At 63.7% G+C, this 26,878-nt stretch carries 22 protein-coding genes; 14 read left to right on the plus strand and 8 right to left on the minus strand.

The genetic code is table 11. The features are described 5' to 3' along the window. Positions 1–88 precede the first annotated feature (88 nt). The 3 genes from ACPPVP_RS30550 to ACPPVP_RS30560 form a co-directional block, all read right to left on the minus strand. The gene (locus ACPPVP_RS30550; protein WP_426527292.1) at positions 89–892 is read right to left on the minus strand and encodes an FAD binding domain-containing protein; all 804 of its coding nucleotides are present in this window, start codon (positions 890–892) and stop codon (positions 89–91) included. Positions 893–927: 35 nt separating this feature from the next. Beyond that, positions 928–1,413, minus strand: a complete 486-nt coding sequence (locus tag ACPPVP_RS30555) for a (2Fe-2S)-binding protein (RefSeq protein WP_426527294.1) — start codon at positions 1,411–1,413, stop codon at positions 928–930. Between the two features lie 192 nt (positions 1,414–1,605). Beyond that, a complete protein-coding gene (locus ACPPVP_RS30560; protein WP_426527296.1) occupies positions 1,606–2,052 on the minus strand; it encodes an SRPBCC family protein in 447 nt (148 codons plus the stop codon). Positions 2,053–2,220: 168 nt separating this feature from the next. On the opposite strand from ACPPVP_RS30560, the gene ACPPVP_RS30565 reads away from it, so the two are divergent. The 3 genes from ACPPVP_RS30565 to ACPPVP_RS30575 all read left to right on the plus strand — a co-directional run bounded on the left by ACPPVP_RS30565 (position 2,221) and on the right by ACPPVP_RS30575 (position 4,877). After that, positions 2,221–3,576 (plus strand): 3-carboxy-cis,cis-muconate cycloisomerase, encoded by a 1,356-nt coding sequence (locus ACPPVP_RS30565; protein ID WP_426527298.1) that lies wholly within the window; start codon positions 2,221–2,223, stop codon positions 3,574–3,576. 17 nt (positions 3,577–3,593) lie between these two features. Then, complete coding sequence (gene pcaD / locus ACPPVP_RS30570; RefSeq protein WP_426527300.1) at positions 3,594–4,376, plus strand: 3-oxoadipate enol-lactonase; 783 nt, start codon at positions 3,594–3,596, stop codon at positions 4,374–4,376. 108 nt (positions 4,377–4,484) lie between these two features. After that, positions 4,485–4,877, plus strand: a complete 393-nt coding sequence (locus tag ACPPVP_RS30575; protein ID WP_426527302.1) for a carboxymuconolactone decarboxylase family protein — start codon at positions 4,485–4,487, stop codon at positions 4,875–4,877. A 94-nt stretch (positions 4,878–4,971) separates the two neighbouring features. Here ACPPVP_RS30575 and ACPPVP_RS30580 read toward each other — a convergent pair whose 3' ends face one another. The 3 genes from ACPPVP_RS30580 to ACPPVP_RS30590 all read right to left on the minus strand — a co-directional run bounded on the left by ACPPVP_RS30580 (position 4,972) and on the right by ACPPVP_RS30590 (position 6,441). Beyond that, the gene (locus ACPPVP_RS30580; protein ID WP_426527304.1) at positions 4,972–5,154 is read right to left on the minus strand and encodes a type II toxin-antitoxin system RelE/ParE family toxin; all 183 of its coding nucleotides are present in this window, start codon (positions 5,152–5,154) and stop codon (positions 4,972–4,974) included. Positions 5,155–5,260: 106 nt separating this feature from the next. Further along, positions 5,261–5,491 carry a hypothetical protein gene (locus tag ACPPVP_RS30585; protein ID WP_426538153.1) on the minus strand — a complete coding sequence of 77 codons (231 nt, stop codon included), beginning with the start codon at positions 5,489–5,491 and terminating at the stop codon, positions 5,261–5,263. Between the two features lie 101 nt (positions 5,492–5,592). After that, complete coding sequence (locus tag ACPPVP_RS30590) at positions 5,593–6,441, minus strand: helix-turn-helix transcriptional regulator (RefSeq protein WP_426527306.1); 849 nt, start codon at positions 6,439–6,441, stop codon at positions 5,593–5,595. Between the two features lie 98 nt (positions 6,442–6,539). On the opposite strand from ACPPVP_RS30590, the gene ACPPVP_RS30595 reads away from it, so the two are divergent. Both ACPPVP_RS30595 and ACPPVP_RS30600 read left to right on the plus strand, forming a co-directional pair. After that, entirely contained in the window at positions 6,540–7,424 is an 885-nt protein-coding gene (locus ACPPVP_RS30595; RefSeq protein WP_426527308.1) for an SDR family oxidoreductase, read from the plus strand. Positions 7,425–7,587: 163 nt separating this feature from the next. After that, positions 7,588–8,796, plus strand: coding sequence for an MFS transporter (locus tag ACPPVP_RS30600; RefSeq protein ID WP_426538155.1), 1,209 nt, complete (start codon positions 7,588–7,590; stop codon positions 8,794–8,796). 75 nt (positions 8,797–8,871) lie between these two features. Here ACPPVP_RS30600 and ACPPVP_RS30605 read toward each other — a convergent pair whose 3' ends face one another. After that, positions 8,872–9,024, minus strand: a complete 153-nt coding sequence (locus tag ACPPVP_RS30605) for a hypothetical protein (protein WP_426527310.1) — start codon at positions 9,022–9,024, stop codon at positions 8,872–8,874. A gap of 277 nt (positions 9,025–9,301) precedes the next feature. On the opposite strand from ACPPVP_RS30605, the gene ACPPVP_RS30610 reads away from it, so the two are divergent. The 8 genes from ACPPVP_RS30610 to ACPPVP_RS30645 all read left to right on the plus strand — a co-directional run bounded on the left by ACPPVP_RS30610 (position 9,302) and on the right by ACPPVP_RS30645 (position 23,306). Then, the gene (locus ACPPVP_RS30610) at positions 9,302–10,219 is read left to right on the plus strand and encodes an ABC transporter permease subunit (protein ID WP_426527312.1); all 918 of its coding nucleotides are present in this window, start codon (positions 9,302–9,304) and stop codon (positions 10,217–10,219) included. Positions 10,220–10,230: 11 nt separating this feature from the next. Continuing rightward, positions 10,231–11,550, plus strand: a complete 1,320-nt coding sequence (gene livM / locus ACPPVP_RS30615) for a high-affinity branched-chain amino acid ABC transporter permease LivM (RefSeq protein ID WP_426527314.1) — start codon at positions 10,231–10,233, stop codon at positions 11,548–11,550. Beyond that, positions 11,547–12,380: an ABC transporter ATP-binding protein gene (locus tag ACPPVP_RS30620; protein ID WP_426527316.1), complete on the plus strand. Its 834-nt coding sequence runs from the start codon at positions 11,547–11,549 to the stop codon at positions 12,378–12,380. Before livM ends, ACPPVP_RS30620 begins: the two co-directional genes overlap by 4 nt. Next, positions 12,377–13,123: an ABC transporter ATP-binding protein gene (locus ACPPVP_RS30625; protein WP_426527318.1), complete on the plus strand. Its 747-nt coding sequence runs from the start codon at positions 12,377–12,379 to the stop codon at positions 13,121–13,123. The genes ACPPVP_RS30620 and ACPPVP_RS30625 overlap by 4 nt, the downstream gene beginning before the upstream one ends. A 195-nt stretch (positions 13,124–13,318) precedes the next feature. Further along, positions 13,319–14,437, plus strand: coding sequence for a branched-chain amino acid ABC transporter substrate-binding protein (locus ACPPVP_RS30630; RefSeq protein ID WP_426527320.1), 1,119 nt, complete (start codon positions 13,319–13,321; stop codon positions 14,435–14,437). A 215-nt stretch (positions 14,438–14,652) separates the two neighbouring features. Continuing rightward, positions 14,653–15,258: a hypothetical protein gene (locus ACPPVP_RS30635; RefSeq protein ID WP_426527322.1), complete on the plus strand. Its 606-nt coding sequence runs from the start codon at positions 14,653–14,655 to the stop codon at positions 15,256–15,258. Between the two features lie 249 nt (positions 15,259–15,507). Next, positions 15,508–21,798: a HAMP domain-containing protein gene (locus ACPPVP_RS30640; RefSeq protein ID WP_426527324.1), complete on the plus strand. Its 6,291-nt coding sequence runs from the start codon at positions 15,508–15,510 to the stop codon at positions 21,796–21,798. 14 nt (positions 21,799–21,812) lie between these two features. Continuing rightward, positions 21,813–23,306, plus strand: a complete 1,494-nt coding sequence (locus tag ACPPVP_RS30645) for an HWE histidine kinase domain-containing protein (protein ID WP_426538157.1) — start codon at positions 21,813–21,815, stop codon at positions 23,304–23,306. Positions 23,307–23,356: 50 nt separating this feature from the next. Here ACPPVP_RS30645 and ACPPVP_RS30650 read toward each other — a convergent pair whose 3' ends face one another. Further along, a complete protein-coding gene (locus tag ACPPVP_RS30650; protein WP_426527326.1) occupies positions 23,357–23,770 on the minus strand; it encodes a response regulator in 414 nt (137 codons plus the stop codon). A gap of 323 nt (positions 23,771–24,093) precedes the next feature. Here ACPPVP_RS30650 and ACPPVP_RS30655 point away from each other — a divergent pair, with 323 nt between their 5' ends. Continuing rightward, a complete protein-coding gene (locus ACPPVP_RS30655) occupies positions 24,094–26,868 on the plus strand; it encodes a PAS domain S-box protein (RefSeq protein ID WP_426527328.1) in 2,775 nt (924 codons plus the stop codon). Positions 26,869–26,878: the final 10 nt, after the last annotated feature.

The raw sequence follows: 26,878 nt of genomic DNA on the forward strand, positions 1-26,878 counted from the left end.
GAACCGGGCACCAGATTCTCGTTTTGACGCGTCTTCTTCACGCGAACCGGTATCCACTTCGCTCGAAAACGCTCTTGGGACGGCAAACCTACTTCGCCGTCGCGGCTTCGACGGCGCGGCGCGTCAGCACGCCGATCAGATGCGCGCGGTATTCGGCGCTGCCGTGCAGGTCGCTGTTCAGCCCGTCGGCGGACACCGAGATGCCGTCGAGCACCTTGTGCGAAAAACGCTTCTTCAGCGCTTCCTCGAACGCAATGGCGCGGAACACACCGTCCGAGCCTGCGCCGGTGACGGCGACACGCACGTCCGACGGACGCTTGGCGACGAACACGCCGACCAGCGCGTAACGCGAAGCCTGGTTGCGGAACTTGATGTAGGCCGCCTTCTTCGGCAGCGGGAACATCACCTTGGTGATGATCTCGTCGCTTTCGAGTGCGGTCGTGAACAGCCCCTGGAAAAACTCTTCCGCCTTGAGGCGGCGCTTGTTGGTGACGATGGTGGCGCCGAGTGCAAGCACGGCCGCCGGATAATCCGCGGTCGGGTCGTTGTTGGCGAGCGAGCCGCCGATGGTGCCCTTGTGGCGCACCGCGGGATCGCCGATCTGGGCGGCGAGCTCGGCGAGCGCCGGAATGGCTTCGCCGACGATCGCGGATGTCGCGACGTCGGCATGCTTGGCGGTTGCGCCGATCACCAGCGAACGGCCCTTCATCTCGATGGCGTCGAGCCCTTCGATATGGGAGAGGTCGACCAGATGCGGCGGGCTCGCGAGCCGCTGCTTCATCACCGGCACCAGCGTATGGCCGCCGGCGATCACCTTGGCATCTTCGTTCTTCACCAAGAGATTGGCGGCCTGCCGCACGGTCGCCGGACGGTGATATTTGAATTCGTACATTGAGAACTTCCTGATCGCGGTCGCGATGAAATCAATTAAGCGAGATCGGATTTGGCCATCGCCTTGGCGCCCGCGGCGATCGAGGCAACGATGTTCTGGTAGCCGGTGCAGCGGCACAGATTGCCTTCCAGCTCTTCGCGAATGACGTGGTCGGAGAGGTCATGGCCCTTGCGATGGACCAGATCGACCGCGGTCATGATCATGCCGGGGGTGCAGAAGCCGCACTGCAGGCCGTGATGCTCGCGAAAGGCCTCCTGCATCGGGTGCAGCGGCGCGCCGTCGGCGGCCAGCCCCTCGATGGTCTTGACCTCGTGTCCGTCGGCCATGACCGCGAGCGTGGTGCAGGACTTCACCGCCTTGCCGTCGAGATGCACGACGCAGGCGCCGCATTGCGAGGTGTCGCAGCCGACATGGGTGCCCGTCAGCCGCAGATTTTCCCGCAGCAACTGGACCAGAAGGGTACGGGGGTCGACATTGGCGTTTACGGGGTTACCGTTCACGATCAGGGAAATCTTGGCCATCAGCACTCTCTTGGGCTGCACCGCCGCATATCGGCCGCGCAGGCGTTTAAAGTCATTCCAAAGCCCATGATATGGGCCATCCCGGTAATGAGCAACCTCAGGAGCCCCTCGCCTGGGGCATGGCCTGAGTGACTTGACGGGCCTGTTCGACCGGGGCCGGCCGCACAGAATCAGCGTTGATCAGCCTTACGCTTAGCCTTGCACGGCCTTGGCGAAATTGGCGAAGAACTCGTCGGCCAGCTTCTTGGCCGCGCCGTTGATCAGGCGCTGACCGAGTTGGGCGAGCTTGCCGCCGATCTGGGCTTCGACATTATAGCTCAGCAGGGTACCGCCATCCTTTTCGGCAAGTGCCACGGTGGCGCCGCCCTTGGCAAAGCCGGCGACGCCGCCCTCACCTTCGCCCGAGATCTTGTAGCCATTGGGAGGGTCGAGATCGGTCAAATTGACCTTGCCCTTGAAGCGGGCGGAGACCGGCCCGACCTTCATTTTGGCGGTGGCGCGGAAGCCGTTGTCCTCGGTCTTTTCCAGTTCCTCGCAGCCGGGAATGCAGGCCTTCAGCACCTCCGGATCGTTCAGCTTGGCCCACACGGCCTCGCGCGGCGCCGCGAGCTGGACTTCGCCGTTCATCGTCATGGCCATTGGGGGTGCCTCCTGGATCGCCTTAAATCGATCTCCCCCAAGTAAAGCACGGCCGGGCCAAAAGGAAGGCCGCCCGCGGCGATGAGCGATGCATATTCGCAACCGCAGCAGAGCGGGACCTACAAGGGCATTGGCAGCGACAGGCCGTAATGGTTAGGTCGCGCGCAGATGAGCACGTCCCTTTCCCCCCTGCTGGCTCCGATGCTGTCGAGCGCGGCGATGCGCACGGTCTGCGACGACGCCGCGACCCTGCAAAACATGCTGGATTTCGAGGCGGCGCTGGCGCGCGCCGAGGCCGCGCTCGGCGTGATTCCGGCAAGCGCGGCCGGGCCGATCACGAATGCGTGCCGGGCCGAATCATTCGACCTCGCAGCCCTGGCCGACGCCGCCACCCGCTCCGGCAACCTCGCCATCCCGCTGGTCAAGGCGCTGACCTCGAATGTTGCCAAGGCGGATGCCGAAGCGGCGCGCTATGTCCATTGGGGCGCGACCAGCCAGGACGTCATCGATACCGGCGCCATGCTCGGCCTTCGCGCCGGCATCGACGCGCTGCTCGCCGATATCCATCGCGCGATCGCAGGTTTTGCCGGACTGGCGCGTCAGCACCGCCATACCCCTGTCGTCGCCCGCACCTGGCTGCAGCATGCGCTGCCGATGCCGTTCGGGCTGAAACTCGCCGAATATGCCGCGGCGCTGCACCGCTCGAAGCTGCGGCTGCAGCGATTGCGCCGCGAGACGCTGGCGCTGCAGTTCGGCGGCGCGGCCGGCACGCTCGCCGCCCTCGGCGACAAGGGCTTGCAGGTCGCGGAAAAGCTTGCCGAGGTGCTTCAGCTGCCGCTGCCTGATGCACCCTGGCACACCCACCGCGACCGCATCGCGGAGGCGGCCTCGGTGTTCGCCATTATCGCCGGCACCTGCGGCAAGATCGCGCGCGACGTTTCGCTCATGATGCAGACCGATGTCGGCGAAGCCTTCGAACCATCCGGCGAAGGCCGCGGCGGCTCCTCGACCATGCCGCACAAGCGCAATCCGGTCGCGGCGGCCAGCGCGCTGGCGGCGGCCACCATGGCCCCCAATCTCGCGGCGACGATCTTTGCGGCGCAGGTGCAGGACCATGAGCGCAGCGCCGGCCCCTGGCACGCGGAATGGCCGACGCTGCCGACGCTGATGCTGGTCACCTCGGGTGCGCTGGCGGCGATCGTCGATATCGCCGAGGGGCTGGAGATCGACGCGGTGCGCATGCGCGCCAATCTCGACGCCACGCATGGGCTGATCATGGCGGAAGCCGTCACCTTTGCGCTCGCCGAGAAGATCGGCAAGAGCGACGCGCATCATCTGATCGAGGCGGCGAGCAAGAAGGCGGTCAAGGACAAGAAGCATCTGCGCGACGTCCTGACGGCGGATGCCAAGATCATCGCTCAGCTCAGCGCTGATAAAATCGCTGCGCTGTTCGAGCCGATGGCCTATCAGGGCGCTTCGCAGGCCCTGATCGACCGCCTGCTCGCTTCAACCGACGACAAGTAAGAGACCGGAGAACTTCAATGCCGATGATCGACGCCGACGGGTGCCTGCTCAACGTATCCGTCGAAGGCCGCGACGGCGGACCGACGCTGATGCTGTCGAATTCGCTGGGCTCGACCATGCAGATGTGGGAGCCGCAGATGAAGGCGCTGACGCAACTGTTCCGCGTCATCCGCTACGACCGGCGCGGCCATGGCAAGTCGAACGTGCCGGCGGGGCCGTATTCGCTGGAGCGTTTCGGCCGCGACGTGCTGGCGATCCTCGACGACCTCAACATCGCAAAAGCCCATTGGTGCGGGCTGTCGATGGGCGGCATGGTCGGGCAATGGCTGGGCGCCAACGCGCCCGAGCGGTTCGGCAAGATCGTGCTGGCCAACACCACCTGCTACTACCCGGACCCGACACGCTGGAACGACCGCATCAAGGCGGTGAAGCAAGGCGGCATCGCAGCGGTCGCCGACGCCGTGATGGCGGGCTGGCTGACCGCGGATTTTCGCGAGCGCGAGCCGCAGATCGCCGCCAACATGAAGGCGATGATGCTGACCACGCCGGTCGAAGGCTACATCGCCTGCTGCGAGGCGCTGTCGACACTCGATCAGCGCGAACTGCTGCCGAAGATCAAGAGCCCGACGCTGGTCATCGCCGGCCGCCATGACATGTCGACGACGGTCGCGGACGGCGAATTCATGCGCAGCCGGATTCCCGGGGCCAGCATGACCATCCTCGATGCCGCACATATTTCCAACGTCGAGCAGCCGCACGCCTTCACCGACGCGCTGGTGGGCTTTTTCACGCAACGGTAATTATCGTCGTCGTTCCGGGGCGATGCGAAGCATCGAACCCGGAACCTCGAGATTCCGGGTTCGCCTCTTCGAGGCGCCCCGGAATGACGACCTCTGGAGGGACATCAAATGGACGACAATCAACGCCGCGACGACGGGATGGCGCAGCGCCGAAAAGTGCTTGGCAATGAATGGGTCGACAAGTCGGTCAAGAACCGCAACGCGTTCAACACCGACTTCCAGGACCTGATCACCCGCTATGCCTGGGGCGACATCTGGACCCGGCCGCATTTCGATCACCGCACCCGCCGCGTGCTCGTGATCGGCACCATGGTGGCGCTCGGACAGTGGGATGAATTCCGCCTCCATGTGCGCGCGGCGCTGACCGAAGGCGGCTTCACGCCCGACGACATCAAGGAAATCCTGCTGCAGCAGGCGATCTATTGCGGCGTGCCGGCGGCCAACCACGCGGTGAAGGAAGCCAACGCGATCATCGCGGAATTAGGTTTGCTGCAGGGTTAGCTGGCCGCGCGCCGCGCGCGACATCATAGAGTAGCAGCAGACTCTGCGACGCCGGGGGCGAAACGTTACCCTACCCCGATCGCTCTACGAAAGCTCACCCCGATCCTGGATCGTCGGAAGGATCGCGTGCCCCGTGGCGTACCGCATGAATGATGATTTCAGCGTCAGTCGCTTCGTAGAAAACGAGATATGGATATGGCGTCGTCGTCACGCGCCGAATTGTGGGGTCGTCGGTCACGGCGCCAGCCCGCGGATACCGCAACAGCAGATCGGTCACAGCGCGATTCGAGCATGGATACGCGAGGCTCCCTGCGGAGAGCGATCAACAACGTATTCCAGAATCGATTCAAGGTCGGCAAGGGCAGGAAGCGTATAGCGCAGCCTCATAGGCCATGCTTGGCCCAGACGGCCCGCACCTGTTCGTCGGTCGCAAATTCACCACGGTCAGCGGCGGCCCTGGAGCGGGCAATTGCCTCGCGCTCTTCGGGTGAAAGGATAACCGGCGCAGGATGATCGGCGCCTGCAAGCTGCATAATGGCTCGCGCTATGTCATCTTGGTCGTCTGACGGCAGGCGACGCACCGCCTCCACTGCTTCATCGAGGAGCTTTGTCATCATCACAATATACGGTCGGGACGAGTCAAAGTCGAGAACCGGTCTTGCGAGACTTTGGCTCGCGGATGGTTCCCGAACCCAGGCTCGCATGGGCCTGCAATTCATGGCTGCACCGGCTGCGATGTGACGAGCGACCTGATCCGGTCGGCATCCGATCGCGTGGCCGGATTATAGACGATCATGCTGAGGTCGGGCCGGCCATCGACGGCAAACGCGGAATATTCCAACCCGATCTGGCCCAGGACCGGATGCCGGAGGCGCTTCACTCCTTCGCCGTGGACCTGAACATTATTGTCGCGCCACAACGCTTCGAATTCCGGGCTGCGCCTGCAAAGCTCGTCCACGAGTTGGCCGACTTCGGAAACGGCACCGGCGCGCGCCGCATCCGCCCTGAACGCGCCGACCACGAAACGGGCCACGCTTTTCCAATCATATTGCGCGGCCCGGACGCGGGGGTCGCAGAAGATGAGGCGAAGGATATTGCGCTGGCCCGGAGGGAGTGCGCCATAGTCGGTCAGCACCGCAGCGGCCGCGCGATTCCATGCAACGACCTCCCAGGTGGCGGTCTTGATCAAAGCGGGACTGACCTCGAACGCATCGAGCAGGCGTTGCAAACGGGGTGTGACGTTCTCGGCGGCCTTGTAACGGACCTCGGGTGGGCGCCCGAGCCCGAGCAGGAAGACATGTTCGCGCTCGATGTCGGTCAGCATCAGTGCAGCGGCGATCCGGTTCAACACATCAGCCGAAGGCGCGCCGCCGCGCCCCTGCTCCAGCCACGTGTACCAGGTCGGACTGATGTTGGCGCGCTGGGCGACCTCTTCCCTGCGCAGTCCCGGCGTCCGCCTTCGTCCCACCGCGAAACCGAGGGCGGCCGGATCAAGCCGGGTGCGGCGATCCTTCAGGTAGGCCCCGAGCAGATTATCGGTCTGGGCCTGTTGCTCTTGGGACATGCTGATCCAGTTGGCTATTATACCATGATAAAGTCACTACTTTAATAGAATGAAAGCTTAGCCGATATCCGTCTCCGATCAACCATGGAGACTTTCACATGCGCGTATTCCTTACCGGCGCCACCGGATTCGTCGGCTCCGCCATCGTCAGCGAACTGATCACATCAGGCCACCAGGTGCTGGGGCTTACCCGCTCCGATGCCGGAGCGGAGAAGCTCGCTTCCATGGGCGCGGAAATCCATCACGGCTCGCTGGAGGATCTGAAAAGCCTTCGCGACGGCGCAAGCAAGGCGGATGCCGTCATCCACACGGCCTTCAATCACGATTTTTCCCGGTTCGCGCAGAATTGTGCGGATGACCGGCATGCGATCGAGGCGATGGGCGCGGTCCTCGAAGGCTCCGACCGCCCCATGCTCGTGACCTCGGGCCTGGCGTTGATTGCGCCAAGCCGGATCGCGACCGAAGCCGACAAGGCCTCGCCCGATTTTCCACGCGTCTCGGAGACAGCGGCTGCTGCTGTCGCCTCACGCGGCGTGCGCGCCTCTTCGGTGCGTCTGGCGCCGTCGACCCACGGCACCGGCGATCATGGTTTCGTCCCGCATCTGATCAGTCTCGCGCGCGAGAAAGGCATCGCGGCCTATATCGGCGATGGCCTCAACCGCTGGCCCGGTGTGCATCGGCTCGATGCCGCCCGCCTCTTCCGGCTGGCGCTCGAACAGGGCGTCGAGAGTGGCCCCTATCACGCGGTCGACGATGAGGGTGTGCCGTTCAAGGCGATTGCCGACGTGATCGGCCGCCGGCTTGGCGTGCCGGTCGTCTCCAAGACCCATGAAGAGGCGGCCGAACATTTCGGCTGGTTCGCCAGATTCGCCGGCATGGACATTCCCGCCTCAAGCGCGCGGACCAGATCGGCGCTGGGATGGACGCCGGAGCAGCCGGGACTCATCGCCGATCTCGATCAGGCCCATTATTTCGACGCCTGAGCACATGTAAATGTCTTGAGCGCCGAACCACGAGCGTGTATCGGCGCGAGCAATGCCGGCTCGGCAGCGTGCCAGCGCCGAGCCGGTGAAGTCCTACCCAGGTGATATCTTGAACTCCCAACCTTCGACGACCCCCGCGGCGGCTTCCGGCTCGTTCGCGGCGATGAAGTCCGCGCCCTATCGGGCCCAGTTCGCGGCCTATGTGCTGGCCATGATGGCCGACAATATTGAGCACGTGATCAGCTACTGGGTGGTGTTCCAGAAATTCCATTCACCCGCGCTGGCCGGCTTCGCGGTGCTGTCGCACTGGCTGCCGTTCCTGCTGTTTTCGGTCGCCGTAGGCTCGCTGGCCGACCGGTTCGATCCACGCCGCATCATCCAGTGCGGGATGCTGCTCTTCATCGTGGCCTCGGCCGGATGGGGATTCTTCTTCATCACCGACACGCTCCAGATGTGGCACGCGATGCTGCTGCTGGTCATCCATGGCTGCGCCGGCGTGCTGTGGCAGACGCCGAACCAGTTGCTGCTCTACGACATCGTAGGCCCGGCCGCTCTGCCGAGCGCGGTGCGGCTGAACGCGACCGCGCGCTATCTCGGCATCCTGGTCGGTCCGGCCGTGGGCGGCGTCATCATGCTGACGCTCGGCCCATCCCACGGCATCATTTTCAACACGCTGTTCTATCTGCCGATGCTGCTCTGGCTGTTCTGGGCGCCCACGAAGGCCAAGGACGCCGCACCCCGGCGCATCCCGGTCCGCGGCTTGGCCGACATCATGCAGACCATCCGCGACATCGGCACCCAGCGGGTGCTGACCTCGATGACGCTGCTCGCGGGGCTGACCTCCTTCATGATCGGCAACGCCTACCACGCCCAGATGCCAGGTTTTGCCGGCGATCTTGGGCACGGCGATCCCGGCGTTTCCTACAGCGTATTGCTGGCCGCCGACGCCGCCGGCGCGCTGCTGGCGGGCATTGCGCTCGAAGCGTGGGGACGGCTGAAGCCCAATCCCCGGACGGCCATCGTGCTCGCAATTCTGTGGAGCTTGTCGTTGCTCGCCTTTGCTTCCGTTGGGATTTATACGCTGGCGATCGCGTTGCTGTTTGCCGCAGGCTTCTTTGAGCTGTCGTTCAACACGATGGCGCAGGCCCTGGTCCAAATAAACGCGCCCGCCGACATCCGCGGCCGCGTTGTCGGCCTGTTCAACATGGCAGGCCTCGGCATGCGCGCCTTCAGCGGCATCACCGTGGGCCTCGCCGGCGCTGCGATCGGCATTCACTGGTCGCTCGGCCTGTCGGCCGCCGTGCTGTTGGTGTTTCTGTCGGTCCTGTATCGCCGCGCTACCAGCAGCGGCAAGTCGCCGAGTCAGGTTTGAAGGATCAGCTGGGGCGCGCACAAAAGAAAAGCCCCGCCTTTCGGCGGGGCCTTCTTCACTCATTCACCAATCCGGCTAACGATCCTTACCGGGGATCTGTTGTCCCTGACGGTTGGGGTCCGGCTTCTCGCGGCCCGGATCCTGCTGCTGCTGGCCGGGCTTCTGGCCGCCGCCCTGCTGCTGACCCGGGTTCTGGTTCTGCTGGCCCGGATTGTTCTGATTGGTCATTGAGAGTTCTCCGTTGTTTAGACGTAGATCGAACCAACGGTGAGCGGCCGCGTTCGTTGCAAGGGAACGCCCGGTTCCGCTGCGATCATTCCGCGGCCCGGTCGTGTTCGGACTGTGGCGCCGGGAACCGCTGCGCAAAAACTAGCTCTGTACAAGCCAATTAAGCCGCACCCGGCGCTGTTGCCGCCCCCGGTTCCCACTGTTAGAAACCGGCACGACGCGTCGTCCTGGGCTGCCGGAGCTCTCGCCGCGTCACAGGCTCTAGGCACGGCAGCATATGGATTATTTCGCCCAGCAACTGATCAACGGCCTCGTGCTCGGCTCGATCTACGGCCTGATCGCCATCGGCTACACCATGGTCTATGGCATCGTCGGCATGATCAATTTCGCCCACGGCGATATTTTCATGATCGGCGGCTTCATTGCCCTGATCACCTTCCTGATCCTGGTTTCGTTCGGCCTGACCGCCATCCCGCTGATCCTGCTGATCGTGCTGTTGGTATCGATGGCGATCACGGCGCTCTATGGCTGGACCGTAGAACGCATCGCCTACCGGCCGCTGCGACACTCGTTCCGCCTGGCGCCGATGCTGTCGGCGATCGGCATGTCCTTCGTGCTGACCAATTTTTCGCAAGTGGCCCAGGGCGCGCGCGTCAAGCCGGTGCCGCCGATCATCACCGGCGGCCATACCCTGCATGAGGGCGCCGAGGGCTTCGTGGTGCAGCTTTCCAACGTCCAGATCATCGTCGTCATCACCACGATCGTGCTGCTGGCGTTGTTCACTTGGCTGGTGTCGAGCACGCGGTTGGGGCGCGACATGCGCGCCTGCGAGCAGGACCAGACCATGGCCTCGCTGCTCGGTGTCGACGTCGACCGCACCATCTCCATGACCTTCGTGATCGGGGCTGCGCTCGCCGCCGTCGCCGGCATGATGTACCTGCTCTATTACGGGCTGGTCGATTTCTTCATGGGTTTTGTCGCCGGCATCAAGGCGTTCACCGCCGCAGTGCTCGGTGGCATTGGTTCGCTGCCCGGCGCGATGCTGGGCGGGCTTCTGATCGGCCTGATTGAGACGCTGTGGTCGGCTTACTTCTCGGTCGAGTACAAGGATGTCGCCGCGTTCTCGATCCTGATCGTGGTCCTGATCTTCCTTCCGACCGGCCTGCTCGGCCGGCCTGAAGTCGAAAAAGTCTGACGGGAAGCAGCGTGAGCGTACCCCCCGCCGCCCAAACCTCGCGCGCTCCGGGCGTAGCCTTCATCTTCAAGAAAGCGCTGATCAGCGCGCTGGTGGCGCTGGTGCTGTTCTCGCTGATGATCGGCGTGCGCACCGAGGCGGGATCAGACGGCCAACTGACCTATTGGACGCGCTTCGGCGACCTCGCCGCCATTGTTGGGGCCGTGTTCGGCGGCAGCATCCTTATCGAGTTGCTGCGGCAATGGTGGGGACCGGTCGAAACCATCAGGGTGGTCCCCGCTTCGGTACAGAGCACACTCGCATTCGCCAGACGCCTGGTCGCGCCGGTGCTGCTGGTGTTCACGTTTCTGGTGCCGGTGCTGTTCTACGACGAGCGCTACATTCTCGACCTCGGCATCCTCGTGCTCACCTATGTGATGCTTGGATGGGGACTGAACGTGGTGGTCGGCCTCGCCGGCCTGCTCGACCTCGGCTATGTCGCGTTCTACGCCGTCGGCGCCTATTCCTACGCGCTGCTGGCAACCAATTTCGGACTATCGTTCTGGGTCTGCCTGCCGCTCGCCGGTATCCTCGCCGCCTTCTGGGGCGTGCTGCTCGGCTTTCCCGTGCTGCGGCTGCGCGGCGACTATCTCGCCATCGTCACGCTGGCCTTCGGCGAGATCATCCGCCTCGTCATCATCAACTGGCAGAGCCTGACCGGCGGGCCGAACGGCGTCACCGGCATTCCCCGCCCGACCCTGTTCGGCATTCCACTGACGCCGGGCGATGACGGGCTTGCGGCGATGCTCGGCATCGAATTCTCGCCAACCCACCGCATCGTGTTCCTGTTCTATTTGATCCTCGCGCTGGCGCTGCTCACCAACTGGGTCACGATCCGGCTGCGGCGGCTGCCGATCGGCCGCGCCTGGGAAGCGTTGCGCGAGGACGAGGTTGCCTGCCGCGCGCTCGGCATCAACACCACCACCACCAAGCTGACCGCGTTTGCGACCGGCGCCATGTTCGGCGGTTTTGCCGGCGCGTTCTTCGCGACCAGACAAGGTTTCATCAGCCCGGAATCCTTCACCTTCCATGAATCGGCGCTGGTGCTGGCGATCGTGGTGCTGGGCGGCATGGGCTCGCAACTTGGCGTCGCGCTTGCAGCGCTCGCCATGATCGGCGGTTTCGAGCTGTTCCGCGGGCTCGAGCAGTACCGCATGCTGGTGTTCGGCATGGCGATGGTGCTGTTGATGATCTGGCGGCCGCGCGGCCTGATCGGCCATCGCGCGCCGACCGTGTTCCTGAAGCACAATCAGGCGATCTCATCCGACCTCGTCAAGGAGGGACACGGATGAGCGGCGACCACATCCTGTCGGTCGATCGGCTATCGATGCGCTTCGGCGGCATCGTTGCCGTCAACGATCTCGCCTTCAACGCCGAGCGGCGCAAGATCACCGCGTTGATCGGGCCGAACGGCGCCGGCAAGACCACCGTGTTCAACTGCATCACCGGCTTCTACAAGCCCACGTCAGGCGCGATGCGGCTCACGCATGATGACGGCCGGGCGATCCAGCTCGAACGGCTGAACGATTTCCGTATTTCCAAACTGGCCCGGGTCGCGCGCACCTTCCAGAACATCCGGCTGTTTCCCGGCATGACGGCGCTGGAAAACCTGATGGTGGCGCAGCACAACGCACTGATGCGCGCCTCCGGGCTGACGTTTCTCGGCCTGATCGGCGCCCCCTCCTGGCGCAGCGCCGAGCAGGCCGCGATCGATCTGGCGCGAACCTGGCTCGACCGCATCGGGCTGCTGGATCGCGCCGACGATGCCGCCGGCAATTTGCCCTATGGCGACCAGCGACGTCTGGAGATCGCGCGCGCGATGTGCACCCAGCCCGCGCTGCTCTGCCTCGACGAGCCCGCGGCCGGCCTCAACGCGCGCGAAAGCGCCGCTTTAAGCGAATTGCTGCTCTCGATCCGCGGCGATCAGGGCACCTCGATCCTGCTGATCGAGCACGACATGAGCGTGGTGATGGAGATTTCCGACCACATCGTCGTGATGGACCATGGCGTCAAGATCGCCGAAGGCTCGCCGCAACAGATCCGCGACGATCCCAAGGTGATCGCGGCCTATCTCGGCACCGACGAGGAAGAAGCCATCGCCGTGATGGAGAGCGGCACGTGAGCGCGTCATCCGCAACGCCCCTGCTCGCGATCCGCTCGCTGCGCGCAGCCTACGGCAAGATCGAGGCGCTGAAGGGCGTCGATATCGACATCAACGCCGGCGAAATCGTCGCCCTGATCGGCGCCAACGGCGCCGGCAAATCGACACTGATGATGACGATCTTCGGGCGGCCCCGCGCCCGCTCGGGCCATATCGAATTTGACGGCCAGGATATCACCGGCGTGCCGACGCACGAGATCGCGCGGCTGCGTATCGCCCAGTCGCCGGAAGGCCGCCGCATCTTCCCACGCATGAGCGTGGCAGAAAATTTGCAGATGGGCGCCGATGCAACCGACAGCAGCGAGGCCGACCGGGCGAATGGCCTGGAACGCGTCTTCGCGCTGTTCCCGAGGCTGAAGGAACGCATGACCCAGCGCGGCGGCACGCTGTCCGGCGGCGAGCAGCAGATGCTGGCGATCGGTCGCGCCCTGATGAGCCGGCCGCGCCTGTTGATGCTGGATGAGCCGTCGCTCGGGCTCGCGCCGTTGATCGCGCGGCAGATTTTCGATGCGATCCGGACCCTGAACCGGCAGGACGGCCTGACCGTTCTGATCGTCGAACAGAACGCCAACCACGCGCTGAAACTGGCCCATCGCGGCTATGTCATGGTCAACGGCTTGATCACCCTGTCCGGAACCGGCAGCGAATTGCTGCAACGGCCGGAAATCCGCGCCGCCTATCTGGAAGGCGGCCGGCGGGAGTAGCGCTCCCGCCTGCCTGTTGTCACCTGCCTGTCACCTGCCTTGGCGCGTGCTGCGGCAAGATGCTGCGAACGGGCCGTGGATTTGCCCGAAAATTGCCGATGACTTCACCGTAAAATCAGCCGACAATGGGCATGATTTTCGTACCCGGGCCCCACCGGGTGTTTCCCGAAATCGACCTACCCACGAGGATACCTCATGAAATCACTGAAACTCATCGGCCTGGCATTGGGCGCATCGTTGGCGCTGTCGACCACAGCACTGGCGCAGGACATCTCCATCGCCGTGGCCGGCCCGATGACGGGCTCGGAATCCGCGTTCGGCCGCCAGATGAAGAATGGCGCCGAGCAGGCCGTGGCCGACATCAACGCCGCCGGTGGCGTGCTCGGCAAGAAGCTGGCGCTGCAGGTCGGCGACGATGCCTGCGATCCCAAGCAGGCGCGTTCGGTGGCTGAAAAACTCGCTAGCTCGAAGATCCCGTTCGTCGCCGGTCACTTCTGCTCCTCGTCGTCGATTCCGGCGTCGGAAGCCTATGCCGACGGCAACGTGCTGCAGATTACCCCGGCCTCGACCAACCCGCTGTTCACCGAGCGCAAGCTGTGGAACGTGGCGCGCGTCTGCGGCCGCGACGACCAGCAGGGCCTGGTTGCCGCCGAATACATCGTCAAGAACTACAAGGGCAAGAACGTCGCCATCCTCAACGACAAGTCCACCTACGGCAAAGGCCTCGCCGACGAAACCAAGAAGGCGCTCAACAAGGCCGGCGTCACCGAGAAGATGAACGAATCCTACAACAAGGGCGACAAGGATTTTAACGCGATCGTGTCGCGGCTGAAGCGCGACAATATCGATCTGGTCTTTGTCGGCGGCTACCATCAGGAAGCCGGCCTGATCCTGCGCCAGATGCGCGACCAGGGCCTCAAGACGGTGTTGATGGCGGGTGACGCCATGAACGACAAGGAATTCGCCTCCATCACCGGGCCGGCTGCCGAAGGCACGCTGTTCACCTTCGGTCCCGACCCGCGCAACAAGGCGACGGCGAAGGCGATCGTCGAGAAGTTCAAGGGCAAGAACATCGATCCCGAGGGCTACACGCTCTACACCTACGCCGCGATGCAGGTCTGGACGCAGGCGGTGACGAAGGCGAAGACCACCGATCCGAAGAAGGTCATGGAGACCATCAAGGCCGGCGAATGGGACACCGTGCTTGGCAAGCTGTCCTTCGATGCCAAGGGCGACATCAAGGTGATCGACTACGTCGTCTACAAGTGGGACGCCAAGGGCAACTACGCCGAGATCAATCCCAAGGGATCCTGACCCCCTCTTTCTGATCCAAATCGAAAGACGCCCCGGCCTCGCGCCGGGGCGTTTTTTGTTTGCGGTCGGTGAGAATGCCGCTTCATGGCAGGCTGACCGCCGTCCGATAGAATTCAATTTGGATTCAAATCTATTCGTTGTGACCAGCCAACGGTTTCCCAACGCCTTGTCGCTATCCTTCGGACGCTTCTGTTTCCCTGAGCGGAGCGCGTCGCGTGGCTGTTGCTGAAATTGTCGCAGGCCTGGTCGAAGTTGGGCTGGAGGCCGTCGTTTCCGCTTTCCGCTCCAAGCGCAAAGCCCCTCCGCAACCGCTCCCGACTGACCCGACGAAACTTCAATTGTTCGGCCTCATCGTCGGATCCATGCTCATACTGGCCAGCTTCGCTGGCTACGCCGTGCACCTCTACCAGTGGCAACAGGAAAACAACGTGCTGACGCACTCCCCTGCGCGCGCCACGATCGTGTCCGCCGCCCCGAAACAAGCTGGAGGCAATCGCGTTACGGACGCCCGGCTCGATTACGTCCGCCAGGCCGCGGCCGGTGCGGTCAAATGCAAGAACGCGCAAATTCGGTTCAGGGGTTGGTCAGGGGATTTCGATGTCGGCAAGGCCGTGGACGTCCACCCGCAGGGCATCAATTGCCATGGGCCGATCTATGCACCCGACATCGGAAATCCACGGACAACGCTGCTGGTCTCGCTGATCGCGTTTTCGATCGGAACAGCTCTCTTCACCGCCAGCTATTGGGCGTTTCGGCGGCGTCGAGAGGCGCAAGCGGGGATATCCCGCCAGATCGGCGCCACGACGCCTTCAACGGGATGATGTCGAACCAGACTCAATCAAGACCATCAACGCTCCGGCTTACCCGGGGCGTTTTCATTTGGGTTCCAGATAATTTGGGGGCCACGGGAACCATTGGGTTCCCTCCGAATTGAGCAATTGGGCTGAGTTCCATGTCATTGATTTCTCGACCTTAACCGTTAGTCCGGCTTGAGAAGCCGATAGGGCAGCGGTTCTATCGGTGAAATCGCATTTCAGCCGAGATTCGTGCGAACTGGCCAAGGAAACAACATGAGTGACCTGTCCCCTGGAGCATCACCCTCCGCTCGCCGGGTCACAAAACCAACACCACCCACCACCAACGGCGCTTCCGATCCGATGCAGGATCTGCTGCACGCATTGCAGGCAATGCGCGCGGGCGACTTCTCGGTGCGAATGACCGGCGATCACATCGGCATCGAGGGCAAGATCGCCGACACTTTTAACGAAATCGTCGCCGCCAACCAGCGTATGGCGCAGCAGCTGGAGCACGTCGGCCAGGTCGTCGGGCGCGAAGGCAAGACCAGGCAGCGCGTCAAGTTCGACCTATCGAGCGGGTCCTGGGCCGACATGGAAGGATCCGTCAACACGCTGATCGACGACCTGCTGTGGCCGACCCGCGAAGTCACGCGCGCGGTCGCCGCCGTGGCCCAGGGCAATCTGCTACAGACCGTGCAGCTCGATGTCGACGGCCGCCCACTGGGCGGCGAATTTTTGCAGTCGGCCAACATCGTCAACACGATGATCAAGCAGCTTTCCGTGTTCACCTCGGAAGTGACGCGCGTGGCGCGCGAGGTCGGCACCGAGGGCAAGCTCGGCGGCCAGGCCCAGGTGCCGGAAGTGACCGGCGTCTGGAAGGATTTGACCGAGAGCGTCAACTCGATGGCCAACAACCTCACCGGCCAGGTCCGCAACATCGCCGAGGTCACCATCGCGGTGGCCAATGGCGACTTGTCGAAGAAGATCACGGTGGACGTTCGCGGCGAGATTTTGCAGCTCAAGGAAGCCATCAACACGATGGTGGACCAGCTTCGATCCTTCGCGTCCGAAGTGACGCGCGTCGCGCGCGAAGTCGGCACCGACGGCAAGCTCGGCGGCCAGGCGATCGTCCCCGGCGTCGCCGGCACCTGGAAGGATCTCACCGACTCCGTCAACGCGATGTGCGGCAACCTCACCGCCCAGGTCCGCAACATCGCCAACGTCACCACGGCGGTGGCCCGCGGCGACCTTTCGCGCAAGATCACGGTCGACGTCCGCGGTGAAATCCTGGAGCTAAAGGACACCATCAACACGATGGTCGACCAGCTCAACGCCTTCGCCTCGGAAGTGACGCGCGTCGCCCGCGAGGTCGGCACCGAAGGTAAGCTCGGCGGCCAGGCCCAGGTGCCGGGTGTGGCCGGCACCTGGAAGGACCTCACCGACAACGTCAACTTCATGGCCTCCAATTTGACGGCGCAGGTCCGCAACATCGCCGACGTCGCCACTGCCATCGCCGGCGGCGACCTCTCCAAGAAAATCACGGTGAATGTGTCGGGCGAAATCCTTCAGCTGAAGGAAACGCTCAACACGATGGTCGACCAGCTCAACGCCTTCGCGGGCGAAGTGACGCGCGTGGCGCGCGAAGTCGGCACCGAGGGACGGCTCGGCGGTCAGGCCAACGTGCTCGGCGTCGCCGGCACCTGGAAGGATCTAACCGAGAGCGTCAACTCGATGGCGAGCAATCTGACGGCGCAGGTTCGAAATATCGCCGAGGTGACGACCGCGGTCGCCAATGGCGACCTGTCGAAGAAGATCACGGTCGATGTCCGCGGCGAAATTCTGGAGCTGAAGGACACCATCAACACGATGGTGGACCAGCTCAACGCCTTCGCCGGCGAAGTGACGCGCGTGGCGCGCGAGGTCGGTACCGAAGGCAAGCTCGGCGGCCAGGCCAACGTCCGCGGCGTCGCCGGCACCTGGAAGGACCTCACCGACAACGTCAATTCGATGGCCGGCAACCTGACCGGCCAGGTCCGCAACATCGCCGAAGTCGCTACAGCGGTGGCGAAGGGCGACCTGTCGAAGAAGATCACTGTCAACGTATCGGGCGAAATCCTTCAGCTGAAGGAAACGCTCAACACGATGGTCGACCAGCTCAACGCCTTCGCCGGCGAGGTCACGCGCGTGGCGCGCGAGGTCGGCACCGACGGCAAGCTCGGCGGCCAGGCCCAGGTGACCGGCGTCGCCGGCACCTGGAAGGATCTCACCGACAGTGTGAACTCGATGGCCGGCAATTTGACGGCGCAGGTCCGCAACATCGCCGAGGTGGCGACGGCCATCGCCGGCGGCGACCTGTCGCGCAAGATCACGGTCGACGTCCGCGGCGAGATCCTGCAGCTCAAGGAAACGCTCAACACGATGGTCGACCAGCTCAACCGCTTTGCGGGCGAAGTGACCCGCGTGGCGCGCGAGGTCGGCACCGAAGGCCGATTGGGCGGTCAGGCCAACGTGCCCGGCGTCGCCGGCACCTGGAAGGACCTCACCGACAACGTCAACTCGATGGCCGGCAATTTGACCGGCCAGGTCCGCAACATCGCCGAAGTCACCACGGCGGTGGCGAAGGGCGACCTGTCGAAGAAGATCACCGTCGACGTCAAGGGCGAAATTCTCGAGCTGAAGAACACGGTCAACACGATGGTGGACCAGCTCAACGCCTTCGCCTCCGAAGTCACCCGCGTGGCGCGCGAGGTCGGCACCGAAGGCAAGCTCGGCGGCCAGGCCCAGGTGCCTGAAGTGGCCGGCACCTGGAAGGACCTCACCGACAACGTCAACTTCATGGCCTCGAACCTGACCGCGCAGGTCCGCAACATCGCCGAAGTCGCCACCGCGATTGCCGGCGGCGACCTGTCGAAGAAGATCACGGTCGACGTCCGCGGCGAGATCTTGCTGCTGAAGGACACCCTCAATACGATGGTCGAGCAGCTTCGCTCGTTCGCCGCCGAAGTGACGCGCGTGGCGCGCGAGGTCGGCACCGAGGGACGATTGGGCGGCCAGGCCGTGGTGCCCGGCGTCGGCGGCACATGGAAGGACTTGACCGACAACGTCAACCTTTTGGCGGCCAACCTCACCACGCAGGTCCGCAACATCGCCGAAGTGACCACCGCCGTGGCGCGCGGCGACCTGTCGCGCAAGATCACGGTCGACGTGAAGGGCGAAATCCTCGAACTGAAGAACACCATCAATACGATGGTCGATCAGCTCAACGCCTTTGCCGGCGAAGTGACGCGCGTGGCGCGCGAAGTCGGCACCGAGGGCAAGCTCGGCGGCCAGGCGCAGGTCCCCGGCGTCGCCGGCACCTGGAAGGACCTCACCGACACCGTGAACTTTATGGCCGCCAATCTGACTGAACAGGTGCGCGGCATCGTCAAGGTGGTGACCGCGGTCGCCGACGGCGACCTGAAGCAGAACTTGACGGTGAAATCAAAGGGCGAAGTCGCAGCGCTTGCCGACACCATCAACAACATGACCGAGACGCTTGCGACCTTCGCCGATCAGGTCACCAGCGTGGCCCGCGAAGTCGGCGTCGAGGGACGGCTCGGCGGCCAGGCCAACGTGCCGGGCGCTGCCGGCACCTGGAAGGACCTCACCGGCAACGTCAACCTGCTCGCCGCCAATTTGACCTCGCAGGTGCGCGCGATCGCCGAGGTGGCGACCGCCGTGACCAAGGGCGACCTGACCCGCTCGATCCAGGTCGACGCCCGCGGCGAAGTGGCCGAACTCAAAGACAATATCAACACCATGATCGGCAACCTACGCCTGACGACGCAGGTCAATACCGAACAGGACTGGCTGAAGACCAACCTCGCCAAATTCACCAACATGCTGCAGGGCCAGCGCGACCTCACGACCGTCGGCCGGCTGCTGCTGACCGAACTGGCGCCGCTGATCAACGCCCATATGGGCGTGATCTATCAGACCGAGAATGCCGATAGCCCGCAGTTGCGCCTGCTCTCGGCCTATGCCGGCGACGGGGCCAATCCGCATTCGCCAGTCGTGCAATTCGGCGAGGGGCTGATCGGCCAGTGCGCGATGGACAAGCGGCAGCGGCTGGTGGCGGACATTCCGGCCGACACGGCGCCGATCAATTCGGCGCTGCTGCGCGTCTTTCCGAAGAACCTCGTCGTGCTTCCGGTATTGTTCGAAAACCAGGTCAAGGCGGTGATCGAACTGTCGTCGATCTCTTCGTTCACGACCTCGCAGATGACCTTCCTCGAGCAGCTCACCGACTCCATCGGCATCGTGCTCAACTCGATCGAGGCCACGATGCAGACCGAGGGCCTGCTGAAACAGTCCCAGCAGCTCGCCGGCGAACTGCAGACGCAGCAGAAGGAACTGCAGCAGACCAACGAACAGCTCGAACAGAAGGCCCAGCAGCTCGCCGAGCGCAACGTCGAGGTGGAAAGAAAGAACCAGGAAATCGAACAGGCCCGCCGCGCGCTCGAAGAAAAGGCGACCGAGCTTTCGCTGACCTCGAAGTACAAGTCCGAATTCCTCGCCAACATGTCGCATGAGCTGCGTACCCCGCTCAACAGCATCCTGATCCTCGGCCAGCAGCTCACCGAAAATCCGGACGGCAATCTGTCGGCAAAACAGGTCGAATTCGCCCGCACCATCCACGGCGCCGGCACCGACCTGCTCAACCTGATCAGCGACATCCTCGATCTGTCGAAGATCGAATCCGGCACGGTGACGGTCGATGCCGAGGAGATCCTGACATCGAGCCTGCTGGAGACGGTCGGGCGCCCGTTCCGCCACGAAGCCGAGAACCGCCAGCTTTCGTTCAGCGTCGAGGTCGACGAGAATCTCTCCCGCAGCATGGTCACCGACTCGAAACGTCTGCAGCAGGTTCTGAAAAACCTGCTGTCGAACGCGTTCAAGTTCACCGCGGAGGGCGGCGTCAAGATGACCGTATCTGCCGCCGTCGGCGGCTGGAGCACCCAGCATCCGATCCTCAACCACGCGCCCGCCGTCATCGCCTTTGAGGTGACGGATAGCGGCATCGGAATCCCGCTGGAGAAGCAGAAACTGATCTTCGAGGCGTTCCAGCAGGCGGACGCCGGCACCAGCCGCAAATACGGCGGCACCGGCCTCGGCCTTGCCATCAGCCGCGAACTCGCGAGCCTGCTCGGCGGCGAAATCCATCTGCGCAGTGCGCCGGGCAAGGGCTCCACCTTCGTGCTCTATCTGCCGCTGAAATATTCCGGCCCGACGGTTGCGCCACGGGTCCCTGGCCCGTCTCCTTTCGCGTCGACGCCGGCGCTGCAGGTCGCGGCGACCCAGGAGCGGATCATCGAGCAATTGCCGGACGACCGCCTCGACCTCGAACCGGGAGATACCATCCTCTTGATCGTCGAGGACGATCCGCATTATGCGCGGGTGCTGATCGATCTCGCTCGCGACAAGGGCTTCAAGGTGCTGGTCGCCAGCCGCGGCGCCGAGGCGCTCGAACTCGCCAAGCAGTTCCAGCCATCAGCGGTTTCGCTCGACGTGTTCCTGCCGGACATGCTGGGCTGGACCGTGCTGAGCCAGCTCAAGCACAATCCGCTGACGCGGCACATTCCGGTGCAGATCATCACGCTCGACGAAGACCGTCAGCATGCACTGGCGCGCGGCGCGTTTTCCTTCGTCAACAAGCCGACGACGACCGAGGGCGTCAGCGCGGCGCTGTCGCAGATCAAGGAATACGCCAAACCTCGCCGCAAGCGGCTGCTGATCGTGGAGGACAACGCCGCCGAGCAGATGAGCATCACCGAATTGCTGGGCCATGACGACATCGAGATCGTCACCGCCGACACCGGCGCCGACGCATTGTCGACACTGCGGAACCAGCCCTGCGACTGCGTCGTTCTGGACCTGCGGCTGCCCGACATGAGCGGCTTCGAGGTGCTCGACCGGCTGCGCAACGACGAAACGCTGTCGAACGTGCCCGTCGTGGTGTTCACGGGGCGGGAACTTTCGGCCGAGGAAGACGCGGAACTTCACACCATGGCGCGGAGCATCGTGGTGAAAGGCGTCGAGTCGCCGGAACGCCTGCTCGACGAAACGTCGCTGTTTTTGCACCGTGTGATCACGGAATTGCCCGTCGAGAAGCAGAGAATGCTCGAAAAGCTCAACAGCTCCGATGAGGATCTGGTTGGCAAAACCGCACTTCTGGTGGACGATGACGCCCGGAACATCTTTGCGCTGTCGAGCGTATTAGAACGGCGCGGAATGAAGGTGCTGACGGCGACCACAGGCCATGAGGCCGTCGCGCTGGTCGAGTCCACCCCGAATATCGCAATCGTGCTGATGGATATCATGATGCCGCAGATGGACGGATATCAGACCATTGGCGTTATCCGGCAAAACCCGTCCTTTGGTCGCCTGCCGATCATTGCCCTGACTGCCAAGGCGATGAAGGGCGACCGCGAGAAATGTCTCGAGGCCGGTGCTTCGGACTATCTCGCCAAACCCGTCAACACCGAGCAGTTGCTCCTCGCCATTCGAATGTGGCTCCACCGCTGATCGGCGTAAGCATGATGGATCACGACCAAGTAAATATTCTTCTGGTGGACGATCAGCCGGCGAAGCTGCTCGCCTATGAAGTCATCCTCAAGGAACTCGGCGAGAACCTGGTCAAGGCTTCCTCCGGGCGCCAAGCGCTCGAGTTCCTGCTCAAGAACGATGTCGCCATCATCCTGGTCGACGTCTGCATGCCGGAACTGGACGGATTCGAACTGGCCGCGATGATCCGCGAACATCCCCGCTTTCAGAAGACGGCGATGATTTTCATCTCCGCGATTCAGGTCAGCGACATCGACCGGCTGCGCGGCTATGAAATGGGTGCGGTCGACTATGTTCCGGTGCCCGTCGTGCCGGAGGTGTTGCGCGCCAAGATCAAGGTGTTTGCGGAACTCTATCGCAAGACGCGCCAGCTTGAGCGCCTCAACGTCGAGCTCGAGGACCGGGTTCGCGCCCGCACCGCGGAACTGGAGGACTCGCACACAAGACTGCTGGAAAGCGAACAGCGCCGCAGCCTCGCGATCGCCGCGGGCAAAATGGGCTCCTGGGACTGGGACTGGGTCAACGGCGACTGGATGTGGGACGAAGGCCAGTATCAGATCCTCGGCGTCGATCCCGGCAAGTTCGAACTGACTCCGGCCAATATCCAGGCGTTGTTTCATCCCGACGACGTTCAGAGGTTGCATGAGGCGTGGGCCGGCTTTGCAAGAGGTGCGAAATCTTACGAGGCCGAATTCCGTATCCGGCGGCCGAACGGGGAAGTGCGCTGGTGCGCAGGCACGGCGGCGGCGAGCATCGACAAGGGCGGCCGCGTCATCCGCATCAGCGGTGTCACCGTCGATATCACCGAGCGCAAGCAGGCCGAGGAGCGGCAGAACCTGCTGGCGCGCGAGGTCGACCACCGCGCCAAGAACGCGCTGGCGCTGGCGCAATCCATCGTCCGGCTGACGCGCGGCGACAACGTGAAGACCTACGTCCGTTCGGTCGAAGGACGGATCAACGCGCTGGCGCGGGTGCACACCGTGCTTTCGCTGTCGAGCTGGCAAGGCGCCGAAATAAGGAAACTGATCGACGAGGAGCTGGCGCCCTATTCCACCGGCGAACAGATCGAATTGTCCGGTCCGGAGGTCCAGCTCGAGCCGGCGACGGCCCAGACCGTCGCGCTGGCGCTGCATGAGCTCGTCACCAATTCGGCGAAGTACGGCGCGCTGTCGACGCTGTCGGGCCGGCTGTCGGTGGGCTGGGAAGACCATGCGGGTCTTCTCAAGATCATATGGGTGGAGACCGGCGGGCCACCGGTCGAGAAGCCGGTATCGCGGGGGTTCGGAACCAGAAGCGTGATCGCCAGCATCGAGTCACAGCTCGGTGGCCAGGCCGAATTCGACTGGCGCCCGGGGGGCCTCGTTTGCTGTCTGACAGTCCCCCTGCCGCAACGGCAGTTTGCAACCGATCCAGGTTCGCTGCTCGAGGCTGCCACCGACGGCAATGGCCTGCGACGCGCCGAGCGGTAACCCGGCGCTTGAAGGATCGGCAGCCATGAAAGCGGAATATCCCGGCCCCTCTATCGCGCCGCTGCTGCGACGGCATCGGCCGGTTGCGCGTCCGAGCCCCGTGCTGCTTCGATCGCGCGCATCAGATCCGACGGACGAAATGGTTTCTGCAGACAGACGACGTCGGAGAGCTCAGGCGTTTCGGACAGAAAGTCCAGCGCGGTCATCCCTGAAATGGCAACGACAGGCAGGCCCGGCGTGCGGGAGCGCAGCGCTGTGATCAGATCGGAGCCGTTGGTGCCTTGCAAAAAGATATCGACGATCGCAAGATCGAAGCTTGCTTCACCGAAGCTTGCTTCCTCGAACAGCTTCAATGCGGAAGCGGCGCTTTCTGCCTCGACGATTTCGAAATGCTGGATGCGCAGCACGATGGAAATGATCGTACGGACGCCAGCCTGATCGTCAACAACAAGCACGCGGGGCATCGAAGCCTCCCGGATCGGTCGCGCAGCAGCCTATGATGAAAATTCGCGGATCTAACCGGTTCCGCGGAGATTATTCGGCCAGTCGGTAAAGAGGCGGTTACCTGTCTTGTCGAGTTCCGCTTCAGTCGTCGTCAGGTAATATGTAACCTTGAGTTGATTCCCGCCGAGGCGACGCTGGCGTAGCCTCGGCGAAGCGATTCCAGTGGCGTCAATTCCAGTGGCGTCCAACTATCTGCTGAGTGTCGGCCCGGTTCAAAGGCGTTAATTTTGCGCGTTGAAGCTATTGCCATGGCGCGTTCGTTGCCAGTTTGCCGGAGACGACAATGGGTGACGAGCGCAATATCTTTCTTTCGACCAGGCCGGCGACCCGCCGCGACCACATGCCCGCGCTCGCCGTGGTCGGCGTCTCGGCGGTGCTGTTCGCCTTCGCGGTGCCGTTTGCCGGCGTGCCGCTTGCCCCGGTCCCGGCATTCGTGGCGAGCTATCAGTCCGCACTGGCCATCAACGACCTGATCACCGCCGTCCTGTTGTTTTCGCAGTTCGCGATTTCCCGTTCGCGGGCGCTGCTGCTGCTTACCAGCGGATATTTGTTCACGGCCATGGCAGCGATGGTCCACGCCCTCAGCTTTCCCGGCCTGTTCGCGCCCAGCGGGCTGCTCGGCGCGGGACCGCAGACCACCGTTTGGCTCTACATGGTCTGGCACGGCGTATTTCCGCTGCTGGTGCTCGGCTATGCGCTGTTGAAAGCAGGCGACAGCGAGCCGAAGATACGGGGGTCGACCGCCGCGGCCATCGTTGCGAGCATCGCCGCGGTCAGTGTCGCGATCGCCGCGTTCACCTGGCTCGTCACCGCCCAGCACGACCGGCTGCCGGTCCTTCTGAGCGACGGTCATTACACGCCCGTCATGCTGGGGGTGGTCTCGACGGTCTGGTGTCTCAGCCTCGCCGCGCTGGCGGTGCTGTGGCTGGGCAGGCCGCACTCCGTCCTCGACGTCTGGCTGATGGTCGTGATGAGCGCCTGGTTGTTCGACATCGCCTTGTCGGCGATCCTCAACGTCGCGCGCTTCGATGTCGGTTTCTATCTCGGCCGCATCTACGGCCTTTGTGCCGCGAGCTTCGTGCTCGCCATCCTGCTGATCGACAATGTCGGCCTGCAGGCCAAGCTGGCCCGTCTGCTCGGAACGTTCCGCCGGGAAGCCGCTTCCGAGAGAAGACTCCGCACCGAGCGCGAAAGCCTGTTCGGCGCCGTCATCGAATCATCCAGCGACGCCATCATCACCAAATTGCTGGACGGTACCATCACCGGCTGGAACGGAGCCGCCGAGCGCCTGTTCGGCTTCACGGCGGCGGCAGCGATCGGCAAGAGCATCAACATCATCGTCCCGCCGGACCGGCGCGACGAGTTACGCAATATCGTCGAACGGATCAGCCGGGGCGAGCCGATCGAACATTACGAAACGTCGCGCGTGCGCGAGGATGGCAGCACCGTCGATGTTTCGCTGAGTATCTCCCCGATCCGCTCGGCCTCCGGCAAGATCGTCGGCATCTCCAAAGCCGCGCGCGACATCACCGAAAACAAGCGGACGCAGCATGCGCTCAGCCAGGAAATCGAGGAGCGGCGGCGCATCTTCGATTCCTCGAACGATCTCATCCTCGTGACCGACACCGCCGGCAATTTCATCCAGGTCAGCCCGAGCGTCACGGCGATCCTCGGCTATCAGCCCTCCGACATGATCGGGCATAGCGCGGTCGAATTCATCCACCCCGACGATCTCCAACACACCCGCAGGGAGATGCGGGCGGCACGACGGGGACAAAGCAAGCGCAATTTCGAGACGCGCTATGTCAACAAGGAGGGCAAGGCGGTCGCGCTGAACTGGACCGGGACGTGGTCGGAGCCGGTTCGCCGTCACTTCTTCATCGGAAGGGACCTGACCGAAAAGCAGGCCGCGGAAGCCCAGTTGCGGCATGCGCAGAAGATGGATGCGGTCGGCCAGCTCACAGGCGGCGTCGCGCACGACTTCAACAACATCCTGACCGTGATCACGGGCACCATCGGCATTCTCGAAGAAGCCGTCGCCGATCAGCCCCAGCTTGCCGCCATCGCCAAGCTGATCGACGAAGCCGCCGAACGCGGCGCCAACCTGACCAAGCATCTGCTGGCCTTTGCCCGCAAGCAGCCGCTGCAGCCGGTTGAAGTCGACGTCAATGCGCTGGTGCTGGAGGCGGCGAAGCTGCTGAACCCGACGCTGGGCGAAAACATCGAAATCACACCGCTGCTGGCTGAAGATGCATGGACCGCGCTGGCCGATCCAAACCTGCTGATGACGGCCGTCCTCAATCTGGCAATCAATGCGCGCGATGCCATGCCCAACGGCGGCAAGCTCGCGCTCGAGACCAGCAACATCTTCCTCGACGAAAATTACGCGGGGATGCACAGCGAGGTCGCCGCCGGCAATTACGTGATGATCGCGGTCAGCGACACCGGCTCCGGAATCCCGCCCGCGCTGCTCGAACGGGTATTCGAACCCTTCTTCACGACCAAGGAGGTCGGCCGGGGCACCGGCCTTGGGCTGAGCATGGTGTTCGGTTTCGTCAAGCAGTCGGGCGGACACGTCAAGATCTACAGCGAGCAAGGCCACGGCACCTCCGTCAAGATCTACCTGCCGCGGGCGACGGGATTGCAGCAGACCGCGGCGGAAGCGCTGGTCTCGGCGACGATCGAGGGCGGCCACGAAACGGTCCTCGTCGTCGAGGACGATGCACTGGTGCGGCGCTATGTGATGACCCAGATCGAGAGCCTGGGCTACTCTACGCTGGAGGCGGCCAACGCGTCCGACGCGCTGCGCTTCATCGACGAGATCCCCGGCATCGACCTGCTTTTCACCGACGTGATCATGCCCGGCATCATGAACGGCCGCCAGCTCGTCGACGAAGCCTTGAAGCGGCGGCCGGCCCTCAAGACGCTCTACACGTCGGGCTATACCGAGAACGCCATCGTCCACCACGGCCGGCTGGATTCCGGCGTGCTGCTGCTGGCCAAACCCTATCGCAAATCCGAGCTTGCCCGGATGATCCGGCTGGCGCTTGCCAGTTGAGCAATCCTCG

It is taken from the genome of Bradyrhizobium sp. McL0615 (genome assembly GCF_049993905.1).
In the GTDB taxonomy this organism is placed as follows: domain Bacteria; phylum Pseudomonadota; class Alphaproteobacteria; order Rhizobiales; family Xanthobacteraceae; genus Bradyrhizobium.

Coding starts and splice junctions, on each gene's coding strand:
- ACPPVP_RS30550 (WP_426527292.1), bottom strand. CDS start 892: ATGTACGAATTCAAATATCACCGTCCGGCGACCGTGCGGCAGGCCGCC.
- ACPPVP_RS30620 (WP_426527316.1), top strand. CDS start 11,547: ATGAGCGGCGACCACATCCTGTCGGTCGATCGGCTATCGATGCGCTTC.
- ACPPVP_RS30565 (WP_426527298.1), top strand. CDS start 2,221: ATGAGCACGTCCCTTTCCCCCCTGCTGGCTCCGATGCTGTCGAGCGCG.
- ACPPVP_RS30610 (WP_426527312.1), top strand. CDS start 9,302: ATGGATTATTTCGCCCAGCAACTGATCAACGGCCTCGTGCTCGGCTCG.
- ACPPVP_RS30560 (WP_426527296.1), bottom strand. CDS start 2,052: ATGGCCATGACGATGAACGGCGAAGTCCAGCTCGCGGCGCCGCGCGAG.
- ACPPVP_RS30590 (WP_426527306.1), bottom strand. CDS start 6,441: ATGTCCCAAGAGCAACAGGCCCAGACCGATAATCTGCTCGGGGCCTAC.
- ACPPVP_RS30630 (WP_426527320.1), top strand. CDS start 13,319: ATGAAATCACTGAAACTCATCGGCCTGGCATTGGGCGCATCGTTGGCG.
- ACPPVP_RS30585 (WP_426538153.1), bottom strand. CDS start 5,491: ATGACAAAGCTCCTCGATGAAGCAGTGGAGGCGGTGCGTCGCCTGCCG.
- pcaD (WP_426527300.1), top strand. CDS start 3,594: ATGCCGATGATCGACGCCGACGGGTGCCTGCTCAACGTATCCGTCGAA.
- ACPPVP_RS30645 (WP_426538157.1), top strand. CDS start 21,813: ATGGATCACGACCAAGTAAATATTCTTCTGGTGGACGATCAGCCGGCG.
- ACPPVP_RS30600 (WP_426538155.1), top strand. CDS start 7,588: ATGAAGTCCGCGCCCTATCGGGCCCAGTTCGCGGCCTATGTGCTGGCC.
- ACPPVP_RS30640 (WP_426527324.1), top strand. CDS start 15,508: ATGAGTGACCTGTCCCCTGGAGCATCACCCTCCGCTCGCCGGGTCACA.
- ACPPVP_RS30655 (WP_426527328.1), top strand. CDS start 24,094: ATGGGTGACGAGCGCAATATCTTTCTTTCGACCAGGCCGGCGACCCGC.
- ACPPVP_RS30650 (WP_426527326.1), bottom strand. CDS start 23,770: ATGCCCCGCGTGCTTGTTGTTGACGATCAGGCTGGCGTCCGTACGATC.
- ACPPVP_RS30575 (WP_426527302.1), top strand. CDS start 4,485: ATGGACGACAATCAACGCCGCGACGACGGGATGGCGCAGCGCCGAAAA.
- ACPPVP_RS30605 (WP_426527310.1), bottom strand. CDS start 9,024: ATGACCAATCAGAACAATCCGGGCCAGCAGAACCAGAACCCGGGTCAG.
- ACPPVP_RS30595 (WP_426527308.1), top strand. CDS start 6,540: ATGCGCGTATTCCTTACCGGCGCCACCGGATTCGTCGGCTCCGCCATC.
- ACPPVP_RS30555 (WP_426527294.1), bottom strand. CDS start 1,413: ATGGCCAAGATTTCCCTGATCGTGAACGGTAACCCCGTAAACGCCAAT.